The 20601-nt window shown below is 73.8% G+C and carries 14 protein-coding genes; 12 read left to right on the forward strand and 2 right to left on the reverse strand.

The features are described 5' to 3' along the window. Positions 1 to 25 precede the first annotated feature (25 nt). Entirely contained in the window at positions 26 to 1561 is a 1536-nt protein-coding gene (locus tag ACFYWQ_RS38575) for an MFS transporter (protein ID WP_389523870.1), read from the reverse strand. Positions 1562 to 1644: 83 nt separating this feature from the next. Between ACFYWQ_RS38575 and ACFYWQ_RS38580 the strand changes: the two genes are divergently transcribed. From ACFYWQ_RS38580 to ACFYWQ_RS38635, 12 genes are all read left to right on the forward strand, one after another. Continuing rightward, the gene (locus tag ACFYWQ_RS38580) at positions 1645 to 2610 is read left to right on the forward strand and encodes a LysR family transcriptional regulator (RefSeq protein ID WP_389523873.1); all 966 of its coding nucleotides are present in this window, start codon (positions 1645 to 1647) and stop codon (positions 2608 to 2610) included. A gap of 454 nt (positions 2611 to 3064) precedes the next feature. Then, the gene (locus ACFYWQ_RS38585) at positions 3065 to 3790 is read left to right on the forward strand and encodes a hypothetical protein (RefSeq protein ID WP_389523876.1); all 726 of its coding nucleotides are present in this window, start codon (positions 3065 to 3067) and stop codon (positions 3788 to 3790) included. Between the two features lie 491 nt (positions 3791 to 4281). Further along, on the forward strand, positions 4282 to 6363 hold the full coding sequence (locus ACFYWQ_RS38590) for a bifunctional polysaccharide deacetylase/glycosyltransferase family 2 protein (RefSeq protein WP_389523878.1): 2082 nt from the start codon (positions 4282 to 4284) through the stop codon (positions 6361 to 6363). Next, complete coding sequence (locus ACFYWQ_RS38595) at positions 6360 to 7679, forward strand: acyltransferase family protein (RefSeq protein WP_389523881.1); 1320 nt, start codon at positions 6360 to 6362, stop codon at positions 7677 to 7679. Before ACFYWQ_RS38590 ends, ACFYWQ_RS38595 begins: the two co-directional genes overlap by 4 nt. 260 nt (positions 7680 to 7939) lie before the next feature. Then, the gene (locus ACFYWQ_RS38600) at positions 7940 to 9334 is read left to right on the forward strand and encodes a nitrate/nitrite transporter (protein WP_389523884.1); all 1395 of its coding nucleotides are present in this window, start codon (positions 7940 to 7942) and stop codon (positions 9332 to 9334) included. Between the two features lie 120 nt (positions 9335 to 9454). After that, on the forward strand, positions 9455 to 10636 hold the full coding sequence (locus ACFYWQ_RS38605) for a uroporphyrinogen-III synthase (RefSeq protein ID WP_389523886.1): 1182 nt from the start codon (positions 9455 to 9457) through the stop codon (positions 10634 to 10636). A 789-nt stretch (positions 10637 to 11425) separates the two neighbouring features. Beyond that, a complete protein-coding gene (locus tag ACFYWQ_RS38610; RefSeq protein WP_389523889.1) occupies positions 11426 to 12061 on the forward strand; it encodes a CGNR zinc finger domain-containing protein in 636 nt (211 codons plus the stop codon). Positions 12062 to 12341: 280 nt separating this feature from the next. After that, entirely contained in the window at positions 12342 to 12926 is a 585-nt protein-coding gene (locus ACFYWQ_RS38615; protein ID WP_030167252.1) for a sigma-70 family RNA polymerase sigma factor, read from the forward strand. 50 nt (positions 12927 to 12976) lie between these two features. Next, a complete protein-coding gene (locus ACFYWQ_RS38620) occupies positions 12977 to 13753 on the forward strand; it encodes an anti-sigma factor family protein (RefSeq protein WP_389523892.1) in 777 nt (258 codons plus the stop codon). A gap of 314 nt (positions 13754 to 14067) precedes the next feature. Next, entirely contained in the window at positions 14068 to 16500 is a 2433-nt protein-coding gene (locus ACFYWQ_RS38625) for a HelD family protein (RefSeq protein ID WP_389523894.1), read from the forward strand. A 379-nt stretch (positions 16501 to 16879) separates the two neighbouring features. Beyond that, positions 16880 to 18298: an NAD-dependent malic enzyme gene (locus tag ACFYWQ_RS38630; protein ID WP_389523897.1), complete on the forward strand. Its 1419-nt coding sequence runs from the start codon at positions 16880 to 16882 to the stop codon at positions 18296 to 18298. Between the two features lie 353 nt (positions 18299 to 18651). Next, positions 18652 to 18933, forward strand: a complete 282-nt coding sequence (locus tag ACFYWQ_RS38635) for an HU family DNA-binding protein (protein ID WP_389523899.1) — start codon at positions 18652 to 18654, stop codon at positions 18931 to 18933. A gap of 85 nt (positions 18934 to 19018) precedes the next feature. Here ACFYWQ_RS38635 and murA read toward each other — a convergent pair whose 3' ends face one another. Continuing rightward, positions 19019 to 20365 (reverse strand): UDP-N-acetylglucosamine 1-carboxyvinyltransferase, encoded by a 1347-nt coding sequence (gene murA, locus ACFYWQ_RS38640; protein WP_389523902.1) that lies wholly within the window; start codon positions 20363 to 20365, stop codon positions 19019 to 19021. Positions 20366 to 20601: the final 236 nt, after the last annotated feature.

Here is a 20601-nt window from a genome sequence, read left to right on the forward strand (position 1 = left end):
AAGGTAGGCGGCTGTTGTGCTCGCGTCAATGGCGCGGACGGGAACGGTCCGCTCCGGCGCGCGGGGCGGCCGGGGCGAGGGAGAGCAGCAGGGCGGTCGCGGCCGCCGTCACCGGCACGGCGAATCCGGCGGTCGGGGAGACGTGTTCGACGATCCACCCGCCGGCCGCGCTGCCGCAGGCGATGCCGCCCAGCAGACCGGTCACGGCCAGGGTGATGCCCTCGTTGAGGCGGCCCTCGGGGGTGCGCTCCTGGACCAGGGTCATGGTGGTGACCATCGTGGGCGCGGTGGCCATGCCCGCGACGAGCAGGGCGGCCGCCAGCAGCGGGAGCGAGCCGACGGCGGTCGCCGCGAGCAGCGGGAGGGTGAGCAGCGCGGTCATCGCGGCCACGGTCCACGGGTGGCGCCGGGCGGCCGGCCCGGACGGCCGCACCGCCCCGTACACCAGCCCGGCCGCGCACGAACCGGCCGCCTGGAGCGCCAGGACGGCGCCGGCCGCGGTGGCGTGCCCGCGCGCGTCCGCGAACGCGATCGTGACGACCTCCGTCGCCCCGAACACGGCCCCCAGCGCCAGGCAGACGGCGAGCAGCGCGGGGACGCCGGGGCTGCGCAGCGGCGATCCGGACTGCGTACGGGGATGCGGGGGCGGCTCGGTGGAGCGCTGGGCGGCGAAGAGCAGGACGCCGGTCACCAGCAGCACCACGCCGACGAGCGTGCCGGCCTCGGGGAAGAACGTGCCGCACAGGAAGGCCGCGAGGACCGGGCCCAGCATGAAGCACAGCTCGTCGACGGCCTGTTCGAACGAGTTCGCCGTGTGCAGGGCGGCGCCGCCCGACGGGACGTCCTTGAGCAGGTGGGCCCAGCGGGCGCGGGACATGCCGCCGGTGTTGGGCGTCGTCGCGGTGGCCGCGTAGGAGGCGAACAGCGTCCAGTCCGGGGCGCCGCGGCGGACGCACAGCACCAGCGCGAGGCTGCCGAGCGCCGCGAACAGCGTGGCGGGCACGGCGATCCGGGCCTGTCCGTACCGGTCGACGAGCCGGGCGGTCCACGGCCCGACCAGCGCGGTCGCGGCGAGCCCGGTCGCGGTGACGGCACCGGCGAGGGCGTACGAGCCGCGCGTGCCGGCGATCATCACGACCGCGCTCACGCTGAACATGCCCATGGGCAGCCGCGCCAGGAGGTTGCCCACGGTGAAGGCGCGGGCGCCGGGGAGGGCGAGGAGGTGCCGGTAGGTGCCGGGCGCCCGGGACGGGGCCGGGGACCGGCCGTCGGCGGGGCGGTCGTCGGCGGGGCGGGCGTCGGTGGGGCGGTCGTCGGCGGGGTGGCCGTCGGCAGGGCGGGCGTCGGCGGGGCGAGGAGCCTGGTCCGGGGTGCTGGTGAGGGTCCGGTCGGGGGTTCGGTCGGGGGTGCTGGTGAGGGTCCGGTCGGGGGTTCGGTCGGGGGTGCTGGTGAGGGTCCGGTCGGGGGTCCGGTCGGGGGTGCTGGTGAGGGCCCGGTCAGGAGCCCGGTCGGGGGCGCCGGGGAGGGCCCGGTCGGGGTCGGGCGGCGGCAGGTGCGGCATGGTCCCACCGTCGCCCGCCGCCGAACCGGGGGTCCAACACCTTCTCCGTACCGATTCACGCACCCGCGTTGTAAGTTCGCCGGATGCCCGCTCACCTCGACCCCCGGCTCCTGCGCTCCTTCCTCGCCGTCGCCGAGGAACTCCACTTCACGCGCGCCGCGGCCCGGCTGTACGTCGCCCAGCAGGCGCTCAGCCGTGACGTACGGCGGCTGGAGCGCGAGCTGGGCACCGAACTGTTCGTGCGGACCACCCGGCAGGTGACGCTCACCCCGGACGGCGAACGGCTGGTGCCGCACGCGCGCCGGGTGCTCCAGGCCCAGGACGACCTGCTCGCGGCCTTCCGCCAGGCCCGCCCCCTGCTGGTCGACCTGAACTCCCCGGGGCTGGAGACCGGGCGCCGGGTGCTGTACCGGGCCCGTGAACTCGCCCCCGAGCAGGAGCTGATGGCCCGCTACGAGAGCGGCCTGACCGGTGCCGCCGTCGAGATCGTCGCGGGGCGGCTGGACGCGTCGTTCGGCCGGTTCGCGGGCCTGGACGCGGCGCTGCGGGCCCAGTTGGAGCACCAACTCGTGCGGTACGAGCCGATGGCGGTCCTGCTGCCCGAGGGGCACCGGCTGGCCGTGTCGGCGGAGGTGCCGTTGGGCGCGCTGGCGGGGGAGCGGGTGTACGCGGGCGCCGGAAACTGGCGGACGCCGGAGTGGACCGACCTGGCCCGGCTGCTGTTCGAGGGGTTCGGCATCGAGGTCGCCCCGGCCGCCCCGCTGGTCGTCGGGGTCGAGGAATTCCAGCGCGTCATGGCGAAAGACGCCGTTCCGATCCTCGTGGTGGTGGGATTTCCGGCCATGCCTGGAACGGTGCTGCGGCCGCTCGTCGACCCGGTCCCGCTCTCCCCCGTGTCACTCGTGTGGCGAAAGGGGCTGGTCCATCCGGCCCTCGACGCACTGCGCCGCGCGGCGGTCGAACTCGGGTTCGCCGAGTCGTGGCTGGAGTGCCCTGTCAAGGGATGGATTCCAGCCATAGACATGAACATGACTTCATCGGATAAATAGGACATCGCGCGTACGGGTGAAGCGCCTGCGCTAGATTCGGCGGCCTGAGCAAGAAGGGGTGAACGGGGGCGCGCGGACCGGGTGGGGGCCCGGTGCCGCCGACATCTGCCACGTCGCCACAGGCGCGTCCGTTCCTCACCCCTGGTGTCCCGTGGGGGGAAACACGCACGTGAAGAATTGGCGGGAAGATGCCCAACCGGAGTGGCCGGAGGCGGCATCGCCGACCGGGAACGTACCGGTCATGGAGGGGAACACCCAGGCGTTCACCGAGGTCGCGAAGCGGTCCCCGACGGGCGCCCCGGGGGTGGACGGCCCGGGTCCGCCGTCGCTGTCGCCGCCGCTGCCCTCGGCGCCGACCGCGGGGTCGTCCGGCGGCAGTCTGGGGGCATTAGCGGACGTAACGCCACGAAACGGTCCCTCGGCGACCTCGAACGGCCTTTCCGAAAACGAACGGTTGGGTGGAGGCCTCAGGGATCCCTGGGCGGAGGGCTCCGCCGGCCTCCCGGACGGGCTGCCGGCCGCGGGGACCGGGGAGGACGGGCAGGACCACGACCCCGACGAGGTGACCGTCCAGCTGGACTCCCCGCACCGGGTGCCGGGCGCGCGCGGCGACGGCCCGGAGGCGTCCGACGCGCCCGTGTTCGTCGACGAGTCCGGCCGCCGCAGCCGTACCTTCCGCCGGATCGGCATCCTCGTCGGGCTGGCCTGCGCCACCTACGCCGTCGTCATCGTCGCCACCCTCCTGTCGGGCAACGCCGGCGCGCCCTGGCTGCCGGTGCCGGGCCAGAAGGACGACGAGCCGGCCGGCCGGGCCGACACCTCCCCGGCGCCCAGCGCGTCGGCGGCGGACCCGGCCTCGCCGGGCTTCGCCGCGCCCGGCCGCCCGGGCGTCACCGCCTCCGGGCCCGCCGCGGTGGTGCCGGGAGCGGCGAGCGCGGCGCCGAGGGCGTCGGGCGGTGCGGTGGCGCCGAGCGCGTCGGCGGCCGCCGTACCGCCGCGGCCCGCGCCGAGCGCTTCCGCCCGGCCGAGCCCGGTGGCCGACAGCGAGAGCCCGGCCGCCCCGGCGCCGAGCAGCCCGGCCGCGTCCCCGCCACCGGACCCGTCGCCCTCGGCCAGTGCCGAACCCTCACCCGCCTCCTCACCGTCACCGGCCGGAGGAGCCGAGGGACCAGCGGCCTGACGGCCGTCTCCGAGACTTCACTCCGGAGACGGTGAAGTCCCTGGGCCCGGGGCCGCCCGATGCCTCCGGCCTCGGTGATCCCCGCGATCCCCAATGTCCCGGGATCTCGCGATGCCGAGAATCCCGCGATCCAGAAATCCCCGATTTCCCCGATTTCCCCGAAAGAACGTCCTCTCATGTCCCCACGCACCAGTCGGCGCGCGCCCCGACGCCCCGCCGGCCAGTCCGCCCGTCCCTCACCCGGCGACAGCGCCGAGGCCGAGTGCTCCGAGCCGAACCCGCACGGCCGCCGTTCCACCGGCCGTTCCACCGGCCGTTCCGCAGGGCGGTCCGCCGGACGCCCCGGCGGACCGCCCGGCCGCCGCCGGTCGCCGGGGCGCCGGATGTCCGGCCGGGCCCCGGGCCGGGCTCCCGGCGAGGCCGGCGGGACCGTCCGCCGGCGGCTGCCGCGGCCGTTACGCCTGCGGCACCTGCTCCCCCTGCTTGTCCTCATGGCGATGATGGCGATGCTGATGCTGCGCGGGTACGTCCACAGCGAGGTCCTCGCCGACCACCGGGTCCGCCCCGACGCCGCCGCCGACCGGGTGCCGCGCCAGATCCTGGAGGGCGGCCCCGTCGTCGACACCCGCGGCGGACAGGCCACCAGCATGGACGTGCCGGACGGCCGGATCGTCCTCACCTTCGACGACGGCCCCGACCCGCGCTGGACCCCGAAGGTCCTGGACGTCCTGAGGAAGTACGACGCGCACGCCGTCTTCTTCATCACCGGCACCATGGCCAGCCGCCACCCCGACCTCGTCCGGCGCATGGTGGACGAGGGCCACGAGATCGGCCTGCACACCTTCAACCACCCCGACCTCTCCTACCAGTCGAAGAAACGCATCGACTGGGAGCTGACCCAGAACCAGCTCGCCCTCGCGGGCGCCGCCGGCATCCGCACCTCCCTCTTCCGCCCGCCGTACTCCTCCGGCGCCTCCGCCCTGGACAACGCCTCCTGGCCGGTCACCGAGTACGTCGGCAGCCGCGGCTACCTCACGGTCCTCACCGGCCTCGACAGCGAGGACTGGCGCCGGCCGGGCGCCGCGCGGATCGCCCGCAACGCCACGCCCGAGGACGGCAGGGGCGCGATCGTCCTCATGCACGACTCCGGCGGCGACCGCGGCCAGACGGTCCGGGCGCTCGACACCTACCTGCCCGAACTCCAGCGCCGGGGCTACGCGTTCGAGAACCTCACCGAGGCCCTGAACGCCCCCAGCGCGCACACCGAGGTCACCGGCCTCGACCTGTGGAAGGGCCGCGCCTGGACCGCCCTGGTCGAGGCCGCCGACGACCTCACCGGCGTCCTCGTCGTGGGCCTGGCCGTCATCGGCTTCCTCGTCTTCGCCCGCTTCGGCCTGATGCTGCTGCTGTCCGGCCTGCACACCCGCCGCACCCGCCGGCGCGACTTCGTCTGGGGCCCCGACGCGCCGGTCACCGAACCGGTGTCGGTGCTGGTCCCGGCGTACAACGAGGCCAAGTGCATCGAGAACACGGTGCGTTCCCTGGTGCGCGGCGACCACCCCGTCGAGATCCTGGTCGTCGACGACGGCTCGTCGGACGGCACCGCCCGCATCGTCGAGGAACTGGACCTGCCCGGCGTCCGGGTCGTCCGCCAGCTCAACGCGGGCAAACCCGCCGCCCTCAACCGGGGCATCGCCAACGCCCGGCACGACCTCATCGTCATGATGGACGGCGACACCGTCTTCGAACCGTCCACCGTCCGCGAACTCGTCCAGCCCTTCGCCGACCCGAAGGTGGGCGCGGTCGCCGGCAACGCCAAGGTCGGCAACAAGGACACCCTCATCGGCGCCTGGCAGCACATCGAGTACGTGATGGGCTTCAACCTCGACCGCCGCATGTACGACGTCCTGCGCTGCATGCCGACCATCCCCGGCGCGGTCGGGGCGTTCCGCCGCTCGGCGCTGGAGCGCGTCGGCGGCATGAGCGACGACACCCTCGCCGAGGACACCGACATCACCATGGCCCTGCACCGCGACGGCTGGAAGGTGGTGTACGCCGAGAAGGCCCGCGCCTGGACCGAGGCCCCCGAGTCGGTGCAGCAGCTGTGGTCCCAGCGCTACCGCTGGTGCTACGGCACCATGCAGGCGATCTGGAAGCACCGCCGCGCCCTGGTGGACCGCGGCCCGTCGGGCCGCTTCGGCCGCGTCGGCCTGCCGCTGGTCTCCCTGTTCATGGTGGTCGCCCCGCTGCTGGCCCCCCTCATCGACCTCTTCCTCGTCTACGGCCTGCTGTTCGGCCCGACGGGCAGGACGGTCGCGGCCTGGTTCGGCGTCCTCGCGGTCCAGGCGGCCTGCGCGGCGTACGCGTTCGTCCTCGACAAGGAACGCCTCACCCCGTTGATCTCCCTGCCGTTGCAGCAGCTGCTCTACCGCCAGCTGATGTACGTCGTCCTGCTCCAGTCGTGGATCACGGCGCTCACCGGCGGCCGGCTGCGCTGGCAGAAACTGCGCAGGAAGGGGCAGGTCGCGGCGCCGCCGGGCGAGCCGGCCGGGGAAGGGGGCACGGCCCGATGAGCACCAGGCCGTCCGAACCCCCGGTGACCGAACCCGCGGTGACCGAGCCCGCGGTGACCGAACCCGCGGCACCCACGCGGACCGACCTGCCGGCCGGGCCACCGACCGCCCCACCGACCGCCCCGCCGACGGACCCGCCGACCGGGGCACCGGCCGACCTGCCGGCCGGTCCGGGTGGTGACGGCGTCCGGCCGCCCTCCCGCGACCGCTACTTCGACCTCCTCCGCGCCGTCGCCCTCTTCCGCGTGGTCTTCTACCACCTGATGGGCTGGGCGTGGCTGCCGGTCGTCTTCCCGTCCATGGGCGTGATGTTCGCCCTGGCCGGCAGCCTGACGGCCCGTTCGCTGGACAGGCGCCCGGCCGTGGACGTCGTCCGGGGCCGGCTGCGGCGCCTGCTGCCACCGCTGTGGCTGCTGGGCGCGGTCGGCGTGACGGGCATGCTCCTCGCCGGCTGGGGCCCCGACGCGGAGGGGCGCCCCGGCTGGTGGTGGCTCCACCTCGCCTTCTGGATCCTCCCGCTGAGCGATCCGCCCTACGGCGAGGGCCTGCCCGGCGTGCCCGGCCTGGTCGCCGACGACTGGGCGGTGGCCGTGGGCGTGCCCCTGTGGTACCTGCGCGCCTACCTCTGGTTCGTCCTGCTCTCCCCCCTGCTGTTGCGCGCCCTGCGCAGGCTGCCCTGGCCGACGGTCCTGGCGCCCCTCGCGCTGTCGGCGGTGCTGGAGTCCGGCCTGGTGGACGTACCGGGCTGGCGCCCGGAGGCGGTCCTCAGCGACATCGGGGCGTTCGGCGCCTGCTGGCTGCTGGGCATGGCCCACCGGGAGGGCGTCCTGAGCCGCCTGCCCCGCTACGTGGTGCCGTCCCTCGCCCCGGCCGTCGCCGCGGCGGGCCTCTGGTACGCCCTCGCCCACGACCTGCGGCCCGGCCACGACCTGGACGACATGCCGTTCGCCCAGTCCCTGTGGTCCTTCGCGGCCGTCCTGCTCCTGCTGCACCTCAGCCCGGCCTGGCACACCTGGCCGCCCCGGCTGCGCCGCTGGGACCGGCTGATCACCCTCCTCAACTCCCGCGCCGTCACGATCTACCTGTGGCACAACGTCTGCATCGTGGTGACGGAGGCGCTCTGGGACCACCTGTGGGACGTCGCCGCCCTGGAGGAGGGCGCGCCGTGGCTGCTGGTGAGCCCCTGGCCGCAGCTGCCGGTCGTGTGGCTGCTGACGGCCGGGTGCGTGCTCTGCTTCGGGTGGGCCGAGGACCTCGCGGCGGGCCGCAGGCCCCGCCTGTGGCCGGACGGCGGGCCCGCCCGCCGTCGGGGGTGATCGCCCGCCGCCCGGGTTTCCTCGCGCGCCTGCCGGAGCGAGCGCGCGGCCGGAGTGTGCGCGCTCCCACGGTGACCGGCCCGCCCCCGGCCCCCGCACCGCGCCCCAAGACCTCTCACCCCGCCTCCGCCCGAGGTGAGAGCAACGTTCCCTTCCGGTCACCCATGGGCACAGGGCGGAAACGCGTCCTCCCTACCTTCGGGAAGCATCACCGCTCATCACCCCGGACCACCTGAGCCCCGGAGCACCGTGGAGGCGTCATGACAGCCCCGAGCACAGCCCCCGCACCCCCGACCTCACCGAGGCGGGGGAGCCGCTGGATCGAGCAGTGGGACCCGGAGGACGAGGCAGCCTGGCAGGCGGGCGGCGAGAAGATCGCCCGGCGCAACCTCGTCTTCTCCGTCGTCTCCGAGCACATCGGCTTCTCGATCTGGACCATGTGGTCCGTGCTGGTGCTCTTCATGGGCCCGGAGTACGGGCTGACGCCCGCGGACAAGTTCCTGCTGACGTCGGTGGTGACGCTGGTCGGGGCCGTCGTCCGGGTGCCGTACACCTTCGCCGTCGCGATCTTCGGCGGGCGCAACTGGACGATCATCTCGGCCGGCCTGCTGCTGGTGCCCACCATCGCCGCGTTCGCCGTGATGAAGCCGGGGACGTCGTTCGGCACCTTCCTCCTCGTCGGCCTGCTGGCGGGCATCGGCGGCGGCAACTTCGCCTCCTCCATGACCAACATCAACGCCTTCTTCCCGCTCCGCAAGAAGGGGTGGGCGCTCGGGCTCAACGCGGGCGGCGGCAACATCGGCGTGCCGGTGATCCAGCTGGTCACCCTCGCCATCATCGGGGCCGGCGGCGGGCCGCGCGTGCTGCTCGGGATCTACATCCCGCTCATCTTCGTCGCCGCCGCCCTCGCCGCGCTGTGCATGGACAACCTCGCGACCGTGAAGAACGACACCGGCGCCGCGAAGGACGCCGCGAAGGACGCCCACACCTGGATCATGTCCTTCCTCTACGTCGGCACGTTCGGGTCGTTCATCGGCTACAGCTTCGCCTTCGGGCAGGTGCTGACCACCCAGTTCGGCCGCACCCCGCTCCAGGCCGCCTACCTCACCTTCATCGGCCCGCTCCTCGGCTCGCTCATCCGCCCCCTCGGCGGCTGGCTCGCCGACCGCTACGGCGGCGCCCGCATCAGCCTCTACAACTACGTCGGCATGGCCGCCGCCACCGCCGTCCTGGTCTGGGCCAGCATGCAGAAGTCGCTGGCGCTCTTCGTCGCCGTCTTCGTCGTGCTGTTCGTGCTCAGCGGGCTCGGCAACGGGTCGACGTTCAAGATGATCCCCGGCATCTTCCAGGCGAAGGCCGTCGCCCTGGGCCTGGAGGGCGAGGCGGCCGCGAGCTACGGCCGCCGTCTCTCCGGCGCCTCCATGGGGCTCATCGGGGCCGTCGGCGCCCTCGGCGGCGTCGCCATCAACCTCGCCTTCCGGCAGTCGTTCCTCTCCTACGGCTCCGGCACCGGCGCGTTCGTCGCCTTCCTCGCCTTCTACGCCGCCTGCTTCGTGGTCACCTGGGCCGTATACCTTCGCCGCCCGGCGGGCCGGATCACCGCGTCCGGCGGTACCTCCGAGGCGAAGTCGCAGCTCAGCTACGCCAAGGTGTGACGTAACACTGGCGACATGAAGCGGAACCGAGCCTGTCACGCACCGTTGACAGGCTCGTTCGGCATGCGGGTGACACCCCACCACGTGTAAGTGCTTCGACTCGAGTGCGGGACGAGAGTGATGCAAGAGCAACAGCAGCAACCGGACCACGGGCCCGGCGGCCGGGACGGCGAGCAGTACGGCCCCCTCGCCGGTTTCACCGTGGGGGTCACCGCGGCGCGCCGGGCCGACGAGCTCGGAGCGCTGCTCCAGCGGCGCGGGGCGGCGGTGCTGCACGCGCCCGCCCTGCGGATCGTGCCGCTCGCCGACGACGGCGAGCTCCTCGCCGCCACCAAGGACCTCCTCGACCAGGCGCCGGACGTCGTCGTGGCCACCACGGCCATCGGCTTCCGCGGCTGGGTCGAGGCCGCCGACGGCTGGGGGCTCGGCGAGCAGCTCCTGGCCCGGCTGCGGGACGTGGAGCTCCTGGCGCGCGGACCCAAGGTCAAGGGCGCCATCCGCGCCGCGGGCCTCACCGAGGACTGGTCGCCGTCGAGCGAGTCGATGGCGGAGGTCCTCGACCGGCTGCTGGAGGAAGGCGTCGACGGCCGCCGGGTCGCCGTCCAGCTGCACGGCGAGCCGCTGCCCGGCTTCGTGGAGGCGCTGCGGGCCGGGGGGGCGGAGGTCGTGGGCGTGCCGGTGTACCGGTGGATGCCGCCGGAGGACCTCTCACCGCTCGACCGGCTCCTCGACGCCGCCGTCTCCCGCGGAGTGGACGCGGTCACCTTCACCAGCGCGCCGGCCGCGGCCTCGCTGCTGTCGCGGGCGGAGGAGCGCGGCCTGCTGTCCGAGCTGCTCTCGGCGTTCCACCACGACGTCGTGCCGGCCTGCGTCGGCCCGGTCACCGCGCTGCCGCTCCAGGCGCGCGGCGTGGACACCGTCCAGCCGGAGCGGTTCCGGCTCGGGCCGCTCGTGCAGCTGCTGTGCCAGGAGCTGCCGGCCAGGGCCCGTGCCCTGCCGGTCGCCGGGCACCGGATGGAGATCCGGGGGCACGCGGTCCTGGTCGACGGCGCGCTGAAACCCGTACCGCCGGCCGGGATGTCCCTGCTGCGGGCGCTCTCACGGCGGCCCGGTTGGGTCGTGCCACGGGCCGACCTGCTGCGGGCGCTGCCGGGGGCCGGGCGCGACGAGCACGCCGTCGAGACGGCGATGGCGCGGCTGCGCACGGCCCTGGGGGCGCCGAAGCTGATCCAGACGGTGGTGAAGCGGGGGTACCGGCTGGCCCTGGACCCGGCGGCCGACGCCAAGTACGCGGACGCGTGAGCGGCGGCTGAGCGGCTGCTGAGCGGCTGAGCGGCCGGCGAGGACCCCACCCCGGCGCGCCACCCTCACCCCCGACCACCCGGCCCGGCAGCCCTGCCGGGTCCTGGCAGGGTCCGTCGCTGGGCAGCCCTGCCGGGTCCTGGCAGGGTCCGTCGCTGGGCAGCCCCGCCGGGTCCTGGCAGGGTCCGTCGCCGGGCAGCCCTGCCGGGTCCTGGCAGGGTCCGTCGCTGGGCAGCCCCGCCCGGCCCTGGAAAGGACCTTCGCCGGGCACCCCCCTGCTCCGGGTGGGTCTCCGCCCCGGCGCCTGGGCCCGCCTCGGACCGGCTCCTCCGTGGCCTCGCCTTGCTCCGAGCGGGTCTCCGTCCCGGAGCCCCGGCCCGATGCGGACGGGCTCCCGCCCGGGAGCCCCGCCCTGCTCCGGGCGGCACTCAGCCCCGAAGCCGTGGCCCGTCCTGGCCCGTCGAGGCCCGGGAGCCCTGCCTCCGCCCTGCCCCGCCCTGCCTCCGCCCCCGCCCGGCCCCGCCCCGGCCCCGGCCCGGCCCCGCCCCGGCCTCGCCCGGCCCCGCCCTGCCTCCGCCCCGGCCCGGCCTCGCCTCGCCCCGGCCCGGCCCCGCCCCGGCCTCGCCTCGCCCCGGCCCGGCCCGGCCCCGCCCCGGACGGGCGGCCCGGCCCCCGCCCTGCCGCGCGTCCGCGCACCCGCCGCCGGTACGGGGGGTTCCGGGGACGCGGTGCACCCGGCACTGTGAAGGGGACGTTTCCCGAGGAGCCTTCCCTAGGCGGTGACCGCACATGGCGCTGGGTACGCCTCCGTCCCCGTACGACCTGCGGTTCGATGCCGGACGGGTCTGCCTGGACCTCCTCGCCACCACCCACCCCCTCGAACGGCTCGACGCAGTGGGGCCGTTGTGCGCGTGGATCGCCGGCTCGGGACTGGTGCCGCCCGGCACCGGACTCACCCACGCCGGCCCTGCCTGGCCGGGAGCCTTCCGCGAACTGCGCGCCGACGTCGGCCGGTTGGTGGCCGCCGGGCTCTCCGGCGACCTCCGCCCGCACGGCGGCGCCCGGTCCCACGACCTCGCCCGGTCCCACGACCTCGACCTCGCCCTCGCCCGGGTCAACGACGCCGCCCGCGCCGCGCCCCCGGCCCCCCGCGCCGTGCCCGGCCGGGACGGCGCGCTCGTCCGGGCGCTGGACGGGCCGCCGGAGTGCGCGGCGCTGCTCGCCGTGGTCGCCCGGGACGCGGTGGAGCTGCTCACCGATCCCGCCGCGCGGGCGCGGCTGCGGCAGTGCGAGGGCGACAACTGCCCGATCGTGTACGTCGACACCTCCCGCGGGCGCCGCAGGCGCTGGTGCTCCAGCGAGGTCTGCGGGAACCGGGAGCGGGTCGCCCGGCACCGCAGGAGGGCCGCCCTCGCGCGCGCGTGACGCGCGCTCTGCCCATCTCCCCTCCGGCTGCGTCGCTTTCGGGCCGACGGCCGGCCAAGTGACGTAGCCCACACGGCGGTTGCCGTCGCCGTCCGCCGGGTGGCGCCCGTGCGGTCGGCGGTGTGGCGGAAACGTGAAGGAAGAGGGGCGGGAATGTGGCCTCATGTCCCCCTCGTCGCGACACCCCGAAGAAATCTGTCAGTTCGGTTTGAACGCGCGACGAGCCGTTTCCGTACCGGTGGGGGAGCGACCGACTCGGGGGAACCCCCGGACACCGGAGGTGGGCGTGCGCAAGGATGCGGCCGTGGCCAATGAACGTGGATCGAGGGCCCGACATCGCATGTCCTCACAGCCCTCGGAACCCGACGAGGAGCTGATGCGCGCTCTCTACCGGGAGCACGCCGGACCCTTGCTCGCCTACGTGCTGCGCCTGGTGGCCGGAGACCGGCAGCGCGCCGAGGACGTCGTGCAGGAGACGCTCATCCGTGCCTGGAAGAACGCCGGACAGCTCAATCGAGCGACCGGATCGGTACGCCCCTGGCTGGTGACGGTCGCACGCCGCATCGTCATCGACGGCCACCGCAGCCGGCAGGCCCGGCCGCAGGAGGTCGACCCGTCGCCGCTGGAGGTCATCCCCGCGGAGGACGAGATCGACAAGGCGCTGTGGCTGATGACGCTGTCCGACGCGCTCGACGACCTGACCCCGGCGCACCGGGAGGTGCTCGTCGAGACGTACTTCAAGGGGCGTACCGTCAATGAGGCGGCCGAGACGCTGGGGATACCCAGTGGCACCGTGCGCTCACGGGTTTTCTATGCCCTGCGGTCGATGAAGCTGGCTCTGGAGGAGCGGGGGGTGACGGCGTGATGAGCATGTACGGGGGGTTCGGAGCGGGTGGGTCGGGTATGTCTGGTCCCATGCAGGGATCTGTGGGATCTCCGGGCCCGAGCGAACACGAGACCGTCGGCGCCTACGCGCTCGGCATCCTCGACGACGCCGAGGCGACCGCCTTCGAGGCCCACCTCGCCGGATGCGAGTGGTGCGCGCAGCAGCTGGACGAACTCGCCGGGATGGAGCCCATGATGGCCGCCCTCGCGGACCTGCCGGGTGCCGGCACCCCCGCGATCGGCGAGTCCCTGTCCGCCCGGCCCGGTCCCCGGCTCGTGGAGAAGCTCGTCGGCGAGATCGCCGACCGCCGCGCCCAGAAGCGCCGGCGCGGCTTCTACATGATCGCCGCGGCGGCCGCGCTGATCGTCGGCGGCCCGTTCGTGGCCATGGCGACGAGCGGCGGCGACGAGGGGGGCGGGACCCCGCAGGTGCTGGCGGACGCCGGCTCCGCCAAGACCGCCTTCGAGACCTTCACCGACAAGGTCACCGCCACCGACCCGGGCACCAAGGTCACGGCGACCGTCGCCACCCAGGAGAAGGCCTGGGGCACCGAGGCCGTCGTCGAGCTGAAGAACGTCGCGGGTCCGAACAAGTGCTCGCTCATCGCGGTGGGCCACAACGGCGAGCGCGAGACCATCGCGTCCTGGTCGGTCCCGGAATGGGGCTACGGCCTCCCCGACGCCAAGACCGAGCAGGCCAAGAACCCGCTCTACGTCCAGGGCGGCGCCGCCCTCAGCCCGGACGAGATCGACCACTACGAGGTCTCGACCTTCGACGGCGAGAAGCTCGTCGAGGTCGACGCCTAGGACACGCCCGGTCGCCTCCCGAGGCCCTAGGGCACGCCCGGGTCGCCTCCCCAGGCCCTAGGGCACGCCCGGGTTCGCCTCCCCAGGCCCTAGGGCACGCCCGGGTTCGCCTCCCCAGGCCTTAGGGCACGCCCGGGTTCGCCTCCCTAGGGCACGCCCGGTACGCCCCCGCCGTACACGCCCGGTACGCCCCCGCCGCCCGGCGGCACGGGGCGGCCGGGTCCGCCCCGTGGATCCGTGGGGCGGGCCCCTCGCCTCCGGGGGCTCCCTTCGCGTACGGTTGACGGCTGCCCAGCACGTCAGAAGGGGGCCCGGTGGCCGCTCAGGCACAGCAGGAAACCGCGGTCGGCCCGGTTCAGGACTCAGTTCGCGACCGGGAGATCAGCATCGAACAGGAACACCTGGACCGGGTGTACCGCCGCCTGGAGGAGAAGATCCACGAGGCGGAGTTCCTCATGCACGACGCGGCCCGCCGCGGCCAGGTCGGCACGCCCGGCGCCCTGGCCGAGCGGGACGCGCAGGTCTTCCGCGCGGGCGTCCACCTCAACCGGCTCAACAACGAGTTCGAGGACTTCCTCTTCGGCCGGATCGACCTGCTGCTCGGCAAGGACGGCAAGAAAGGCCCCGACGGCGCCTACACCGCCGTGGAGCCGGCCGAGGGCGCCATTCGCCCCGACCGCACCGCCGACATCGCCGAGACCCTGCACATCGGCCGCATCGGCGTCCTCGACGAGGACTACGCCCCGCTGGTGATCGACTGGCGGGCGCCCGCCGCGGCCCCCTTCTACCGCTCCACCCCGGTCGACCCGGGCCGGGTCGTGCGCCGCCGGGTCATCCGCTCCAAGGGCCGCCGGGTGCTCGGCGTCGAGGACGACCTGATGCGCCCCGAGCTGACGGCCTTCCTCGACGGCCGTGAGCTGCCCGCCATCGGCGACGGCGCCCTCATGGCCGCCCTCGGCCAGGCCCGCAGCCACACCATGCGCGACATCGTCGCCTCCATCCAGGCCGAGCAGGACCTGGTCATCCGCGCCCCCGCCGCCTCCGTCACCCATGTCGAGGGCGGCCCCGGGACCGGGAAGACGGCCGTCGCCCTGCACCGGGCGGCCTACCTCCTCTACCAGGACCGGCGCCGGTACGCGGGCGGCATCCTGATCGTCTCGCCGACCCCGCTGCTCGTCGCCTACACCGAGGGTGTCCTGCCTTCCCTCGGGGAGGAGGGCCAGGTCGCCATCCGCGCCATCGGCTCCCTCGTCGACGGCGTCGAGGCCACCTTGTACGACTCCCCGGCGGTGGCCCGCGCGAAGGGCTCGTCCCGCATGCTGAAGGTGCTGCGGAAGGCGGCGCGGGGCGCCCTGGAACTGGGCCGTCCGGGCGCTCCCACCGCCGGCCGGCCCGCCGCCGGTCAGCCCGCCGCCGGTCAGCTCGCCCTCGGACAGCTCGCCCTCGGACAGCTCGCCCTCGGCGAGGAGGAGGACGAGGACACCGCCCCGGCCCCCTCCGGACCGCCCGCCCGGCTGCGCGTGGTCGCCTTCGGCCGCCGGCTGGAGCTGGAGGCCCAGGACCTCGACCGCATCCGCCGTACCGCCCTCGGCGGCACCGCCCCCGTGAACCTGCTGCGGCCCCGCGCCCGCAGGCTCCTCCTGGACGCCCTGTGGGAGCGCTCGGGCGCGGCCGGCCGGCACACCGACCCCGAGCTCGCCGCCGAGCTGCGTTCCTCCTTCGACGAGGACGTGACCGGCGAGGACGCCTTCACCGCGTTCCTCGACGCCTGGTGGCCCGAGCTCACCCCGAAGTCCGTCCTCGCGGCCATGGCCGACGAGCGGCGGCTCGGCCGCTGGGCCCGGCGGATCCTCAACCCCGGCGAGGTCCGCAAGGTCGCCCGCTCGCTGCGGCGCGAGGGCCACACCGTGCACGACATCGCGATGCTCGACGAGCTCCAGGCGATCCTGGGCGCCCCGGCCCGCCCCCGCAAGAGACGTGAGCTCGACCCGCTGGACCAGCTGACCGGCCTGGAGGAGCTGATGCCGGTCCGCGAGGAGTCGCAGCGCGAACGGGCCGAACGGCTCGCCCAGGAGCGCACCGAGTACGCCCACGTCATCGTCGACGAGGCGCAGGACCTCACCCCGCTCCAGTGGCGCATGGTCGGCCGCCGCGGCCGGCACGCCACCTGGACGGTCGTCGGCGACCCCGCCCAGTCCTCGTGGTCCGATCCCGACGAGGCCGCCGAGGCCCGCGACGAGGCGCTCGGCACCCGGCCCCGCCGCCGCTTCCAGCTCACCGTGAACTACCGCAACCCGGCCGAGATCGCCGAACTGGCCGCGAAGGTCCTGGCCCTGGCCATGCCCGGCGCCGAGTCCCCGTCCGCGGTCCGCTCCACCGGCGTCGTGCCCCGCTTCACCGCCGTGACGGACTCCCTCGCCGCCACCGTGCGCGCCGAGGCCGAACGCCTGCTGGAGCGGGTCGACGGCACCGTCGGCGTCGTCGTCGCCATGAACCGGCGCGCCGAGGCCCGGCGCTGGCTCGCCGGCCTCGGCGACCGGGTCGTCGCCCTCGGCAGCCTGGAGGCCAAGGGCCTGGAGTACGACGCGACGGTCGTCGTGTCGCCGGCCGAGATCGCCGACGAGTCCCCGGCCGGCCTACGGGTGCTGTACGTGGCCCTGACCCGGGCGACCCAGCAGCTGACGGTCGTGTCGGGGGAGCGGGACGAACCGGACGCCGACGGGGTGCCGGACCTCCTGAGGGACTGACCGGACGGAACCGTTCCTGTGAATCCCCGGACGGGAATGGTCCCGGCGCATCCGTTTGTTAGCCTTGGTGTGGCACCGGCCCGATCCAAGCCCCCGGGCCCAACCTTCGTCGCTACGAGCGACCACTTGCCGCGAGGCGAGCATGGCGGGTCGGTGTCATCAACGTAGGGAGAGGCCCACATCCGATGTGATGTGGGCCTCTTTCGTTGCTCCCACGTTCTCTCGTATGGTGGAATTCAGTTTCCGAAAATGCGTCTCCGTCACTGCCTGGCTGTGAACAAAAGCACCGCAAGTCGGGGCGGCTACCACGTACTCCGGGGTAGGTGCGACGATCGGACGGCATACCCAGCGGCACAGGTGAAAGCAGAGGAAGTCGGCCATGGCAACGGCGCCCAGCGTCTCCTACTCGATGACGATCCGGCTGGAGGTGCCCGCGAGCGGAACGGCCGTCTCGCAGCTCACCACCGCCGTGGAGTCCTCCGGAGGCTCGGTGACCGGCCTCGACGTCACCGCGTCCGGACACGAGAAGCTCCGGATCGACGTCACCATCGCGGCCACCTCGACCGCGCACGCCGACGAGATCGTCGAGCAGCTCCGCGGCATCGAGGGCGTCACCCTCGGGAAGGTCTCCGACCGTACCTTCCTGATGCACCTCGGCGGCAAGATCGAGATGGCGTCGAAGCACCCCATCCGCAACCGTGACGACCTGTCCATGGTCTACACGCCGGGCGTGGCCCGCGTCTGCATGGCGATCGCCGAGAATCCCGAGGACGCGCGCCGCCTCACCATCAAGCGCAACTCCGTTGCGGTCGTGACGGACGGCTCGGCCGTGCTGGGCCTGGGCAACATCGGCCCCAAGGCCGCGCTGCCGGTCATGGAGGGCAAGGCGGCCCTCTTCAAGCGGTTCGCCGGCATCGACGCCTGGCCGCTCTGCCTGGACACCCAGGACACCGACGCGATCGTCGAGATCGTCAAGGCCATCGCGCCGGGCTTCGCCGGCATCAACCTGGAGGACATCTCCGCGCCCCGCTGCTTCGAGATCGAGGCCCGGCTGCGCGAGGCCCTCGACATCCCCGTCTTCCACGACGACCAGCACGGCACCGCCATCGTCGTCCTCGCCGCGCTCACCAACGCCCTGCGCGTGGCGGGCAAGACGATCGAGAGCATCCGCGTCGTCATGTCGGGCGCCGGCGCGGCCGGTACGGCCATCCTCAAGCTGCTGCTCGCGGCGGGCGTGAAGAACGCCGTCGTCGCCGACATCCACGGCGTCGTCCACGCCGGCCGCGAGGACCTCGTCGACGCCGCCCCGGACTCCGCCCTGCGCTGGATCGCCGACAACACCAACCCCGAGGGCCTCACGGGCACGTTGAAGGAGGCCGTGCGCGGCGCCGACGTCTTCATCGGCGTCTCCGCCCCGAACGTCCTCGACGGCGACGACGTGGCCGCCATGGCCGACGACGCGATCGTGTTCGCGCTCGCGAACCCGGACCCCGAGGTGGACCCGGCAATCGCCCGCCAGACGGCCGCAGTTGTGGCCACCGGCCGCTCCGACTTCCCCAACCAGATCAACAACGTGCTGGTCTTCCCGGGCGTCTTCCGCGGCCTGCTGGACGCGCAGTCCCGCACGGTCAACACCGAGATGATGCTCGCGGCCGCGAAGGCCCTGGCGGACGTGGTGACCGAGGACGAGCTGAACGCGAACTACATCATCCCCAGCGTCTTCAACGACAAGGTCGCCGGCGCCGTGGCCGGCGCGGTGCGCGAGGCCGCGAAGGCCGCGGGCGCCACGGCGTCGTAGGGGACACGACGGGTGTCGCGGCGGCGTCGGGGAGACGGACGGCGCCACGGCACCGCGGGAACCGGGGCCGCACTGTGCGGGGGCTGTGAGGCTCGCCACGGCGGCCCCCGGGTCGGCGCGTCGCACGACGGTGTGCTCGCGGGCGCCCTCTAGGGTGGCGGCCGGGCGAAGGCGCTTTTCGTGTGACTCCCAAGGGTGTTCTGACGACTCCTGTGGGTGCCGGATTGGCTTTCCCGCCGCAGGTGGGGGCAGGATGCGTCTCTGGGCGCGAGCGCATCGGCATTCGCTGTGCCCGACATGCGGCTCCGCCGCGTGGCACGCCGCAACGGCAAGAAGAACACGGGAGTAAGAACATGAACCGCAGTGAGCTGGTGGCCGCGCTGGCCGACCGCGCCGAGGTGACCCGCAAGGACGCCGACGCCGTGCTGGCCGCGTTCGCCGAGGTCGTCGGCGACGTCGTCTCCAAGGGGGACGAGAAGGTCACCATCCCCGGCTTCCTGACCTTCGAGCGCACCCACCGTGCCGCTCGCACCGCGCGCAACCCGCAGACCGGCGACCCGATCCAGATCCCGGCCGGCTACAGCGTGAAGGTCTCCGCGGGCTCGAAGCTCAAGGAAGCGGCCAAGGGCAAGTAAGCCACCCTTTTCGAAGGGGCGGCACCCGGACTCCGGGTGCCGCCCCTTCGGGGTTCACGACGGCCGCCGCCGCCGTGGACGCGCGCTAGCCGAGGGCCTTGCCTGGCAGTTCGACCTTCGCGCCCAGCTCGACGAGCTTCTCCATGAAGTTCTCGTAGCCGCGGTTGATCAGGTCGATGCCGTGGACACGGGAGGTGCCCTGGGCGGCGAGGGCGGCGATCAGGTACGAGAAACCGCCGCGCAGGTCGGGGATGACCAGGTCGGCGCCCTGGAGCCGGGTGGGGCCCGACACGACCGCCGAGTGCAGGAAGTTGCGCTGGCCGAAACGGCAGTCGGAACCGCCGAGGCACTCGCGGTAGAGCTGGATGTGGGCGCCCATCTGGTTCAGCGCGGACGTGAAGCCGAGACGGGACTCGTACACCGTCTCGTGGATGATCGACAGGCCCGTGGCCTGCGTCAGCGCCACCACCAGCGGCTGCTGCCAGTCCGTCTGGAAGCCGGGGTGGACGTCCGTCTCCAGCGCGATGGACTTCAACTGGCCGCCGGGGTGCCAGAAGCGGATGCCCTCGTCGTCGATGCGGAAGGCGCCGCCGACCTTCCGGTAGGTGTTCAGGAACGTCATCATCGAGCGCTGCTGGGCGCCGCGGACGTAGATGTTGCCCTCGGTGGCCAGCGCGGCGGACGCCCAGGAGGCGGCCTCCAGCCGGTCCGAGAGGGCGCGGTGGTCGTAGCCGCCGAGCTTGTCCACACCGGTGATGCGGATCGTGCGGTCGGTGTCGATCGCGATGATGGCGCCCATCTTCTGCAGGACGCAGATCAGGTCCTCGATCTCCGGCTCCACGGCCGCGTTCGAGAGCTCCGTGACGCCCTCGGCGAGGACGGCCGTCAGCAGCACCTGCTCGGTCGCGCCGACGGACGGGTACGGCAGCCGGATCTTCGTGCCGCGCAGCCGCTGCGGGGCCTCCAGGTACTGGCCGTCCGCCCGCTTCTCGATCTTCGCGCCGAACTGGCGCAGCACGTCGAAGTGGAAGTCGATGGGCCGGCCGCCGATGTCGCAGCCGCCCAGACCCGGGATGAACGCGTGCCCGAGCCGGTGCAGCAGCGGGCCGCAGAACAGGATCGGGATACGGCTCGAACCCGCGTGCGCGTCGATGTCGGCGACGTTCGCGCTCTCGACGTAGGTGGGGTCCATCACCAGCTCGCCGGGCTCCTCACCCGGACGGACCGTCACCCCGTGCAGTTGCAGCAGACCGCGTACGACCCGCACGTCGCGGATGTCCGGAACGTTGCGCAGCCGGCTCGGCTCACCGCCCAGCAGGGCCGCGACCATGGCCTTGGGTACGAGGTTCTTCGCACCGCGCACCCGGATCTCGCCCTCCAGCGGGGTTCCGCCGTGGACAAGCAGTACGTCGTCAGAGCCGTTGACGGTCATGTATCTCGCGTTCCGTGGAGTGTGGTGGAGTGGGGCAGGGCCGGAGAGGACAGAGTAAACGCCGCGTGGCCCCCTTCAGTAAGCCCAAGCAACGCCCAGCTACGTCATAGCTGTGTCACAACACGAACTGTGCCTCATCGGGCACATGGGGTCACCACGGGCACAGGAACGGGCGCAGGCACGGGCACGGCGCGGCGTCCGTGCGCCCGGACCGCATCCGTGCGCCCGCACCGCGT

Source organism: Streptomyces sp. NPDC003247, from assembly GCF_042888135.1.
In the GTDB taxonomy this organism is placed as follows: Bacteria; Actinomycetota; Actinomycetes; order Streptomycetales; family Streptomycetaceae; genus Streptomyces.

Excerpts from the sequence above, each read along its gene's own strand:
- ACFYWQ_RS38575 (WP_389523870.1), bottom strand. The coding sequence starts at position 1,561 with ATGCCGCACCTGCCGCCGCCCGACCCCGACCGGGCCCTCCCCGGCGCC.
- ACFYWQ_RS38580 (WP_389523873.1), top strand. The coding sequence starts at position 1,645 with ATGCCCGCTCACCTCGACCCCCGGCTCCTGCGCTCCTTCCTCGCCGTC.
- murA (WP_389523902.1), bottom strand. The coding sequence starts at position 20,365 with ATGACCGTCAACGGCTCTGACGACGTACTGCTTGTCCACGGCGGAACC.
- ACFYWQ_RS38600 (WP_389523884.1), top strand. The coding sequence starts at position 7,940 with ATGACAGCCCCGAGCACAGCCCCCGCACCCCCGACCTCACCGAGGCGG.
- ACFYWQ_RS38605 (WP_389523886.1), top strand. The coding sequence starts at position 9,455 with ATGCAAGAGCAACAGCAGCAACCGGACCACGGGCCCGGCGGCCGGGAC.
- ACFYWQ_RS38610 (WP_389523889.1), top strand. The coding sequence starts at position 11,426 with ATGGCGCTGGGTACGCCTCCGTCCCCGTACGACCTGCGGTTCGATGCC.
- ACFYWQ_RS38620 (WP_389523892.1), top strand. The coding sequence starts at position 12,977 with ATGCAGGGATCTGTGGGATCTCCGGGCCCGAGCGAACACGAGACCGTC.
- ACFYWQ_RS38635 (WP_389523899.1), top strand. The coding sequence starts at position 18,652 with ATGAACCGCAGTGAGCTGGTGGCCGCGCTGGCCGACCGCGCCGAGGTG.
- ACFYWQ_RS38595 (WP_389523881.1), top strand. The coding sequence starts at position 6,360 with ATGAGCACCAGGCCGTCCGAACCCCCGGTGACCGAACCCGCGGTGACC.
- ACFYWQ_RS38630 (WP_389523897.1), top strand. The coding sequence starts at position 16,880 with ATGGCAACGGCGCCCAGCGTCTCCTACTCGATGACGATCCGGCTGGAG.
- ACFYWQ_RS38590 (WP_389523878.1), top strand. The coding sequence starts at position 4,282 with ATGGCGATGATGGCGATGCTGATGCTGCGCGGGTACGTCCACAGCGAG.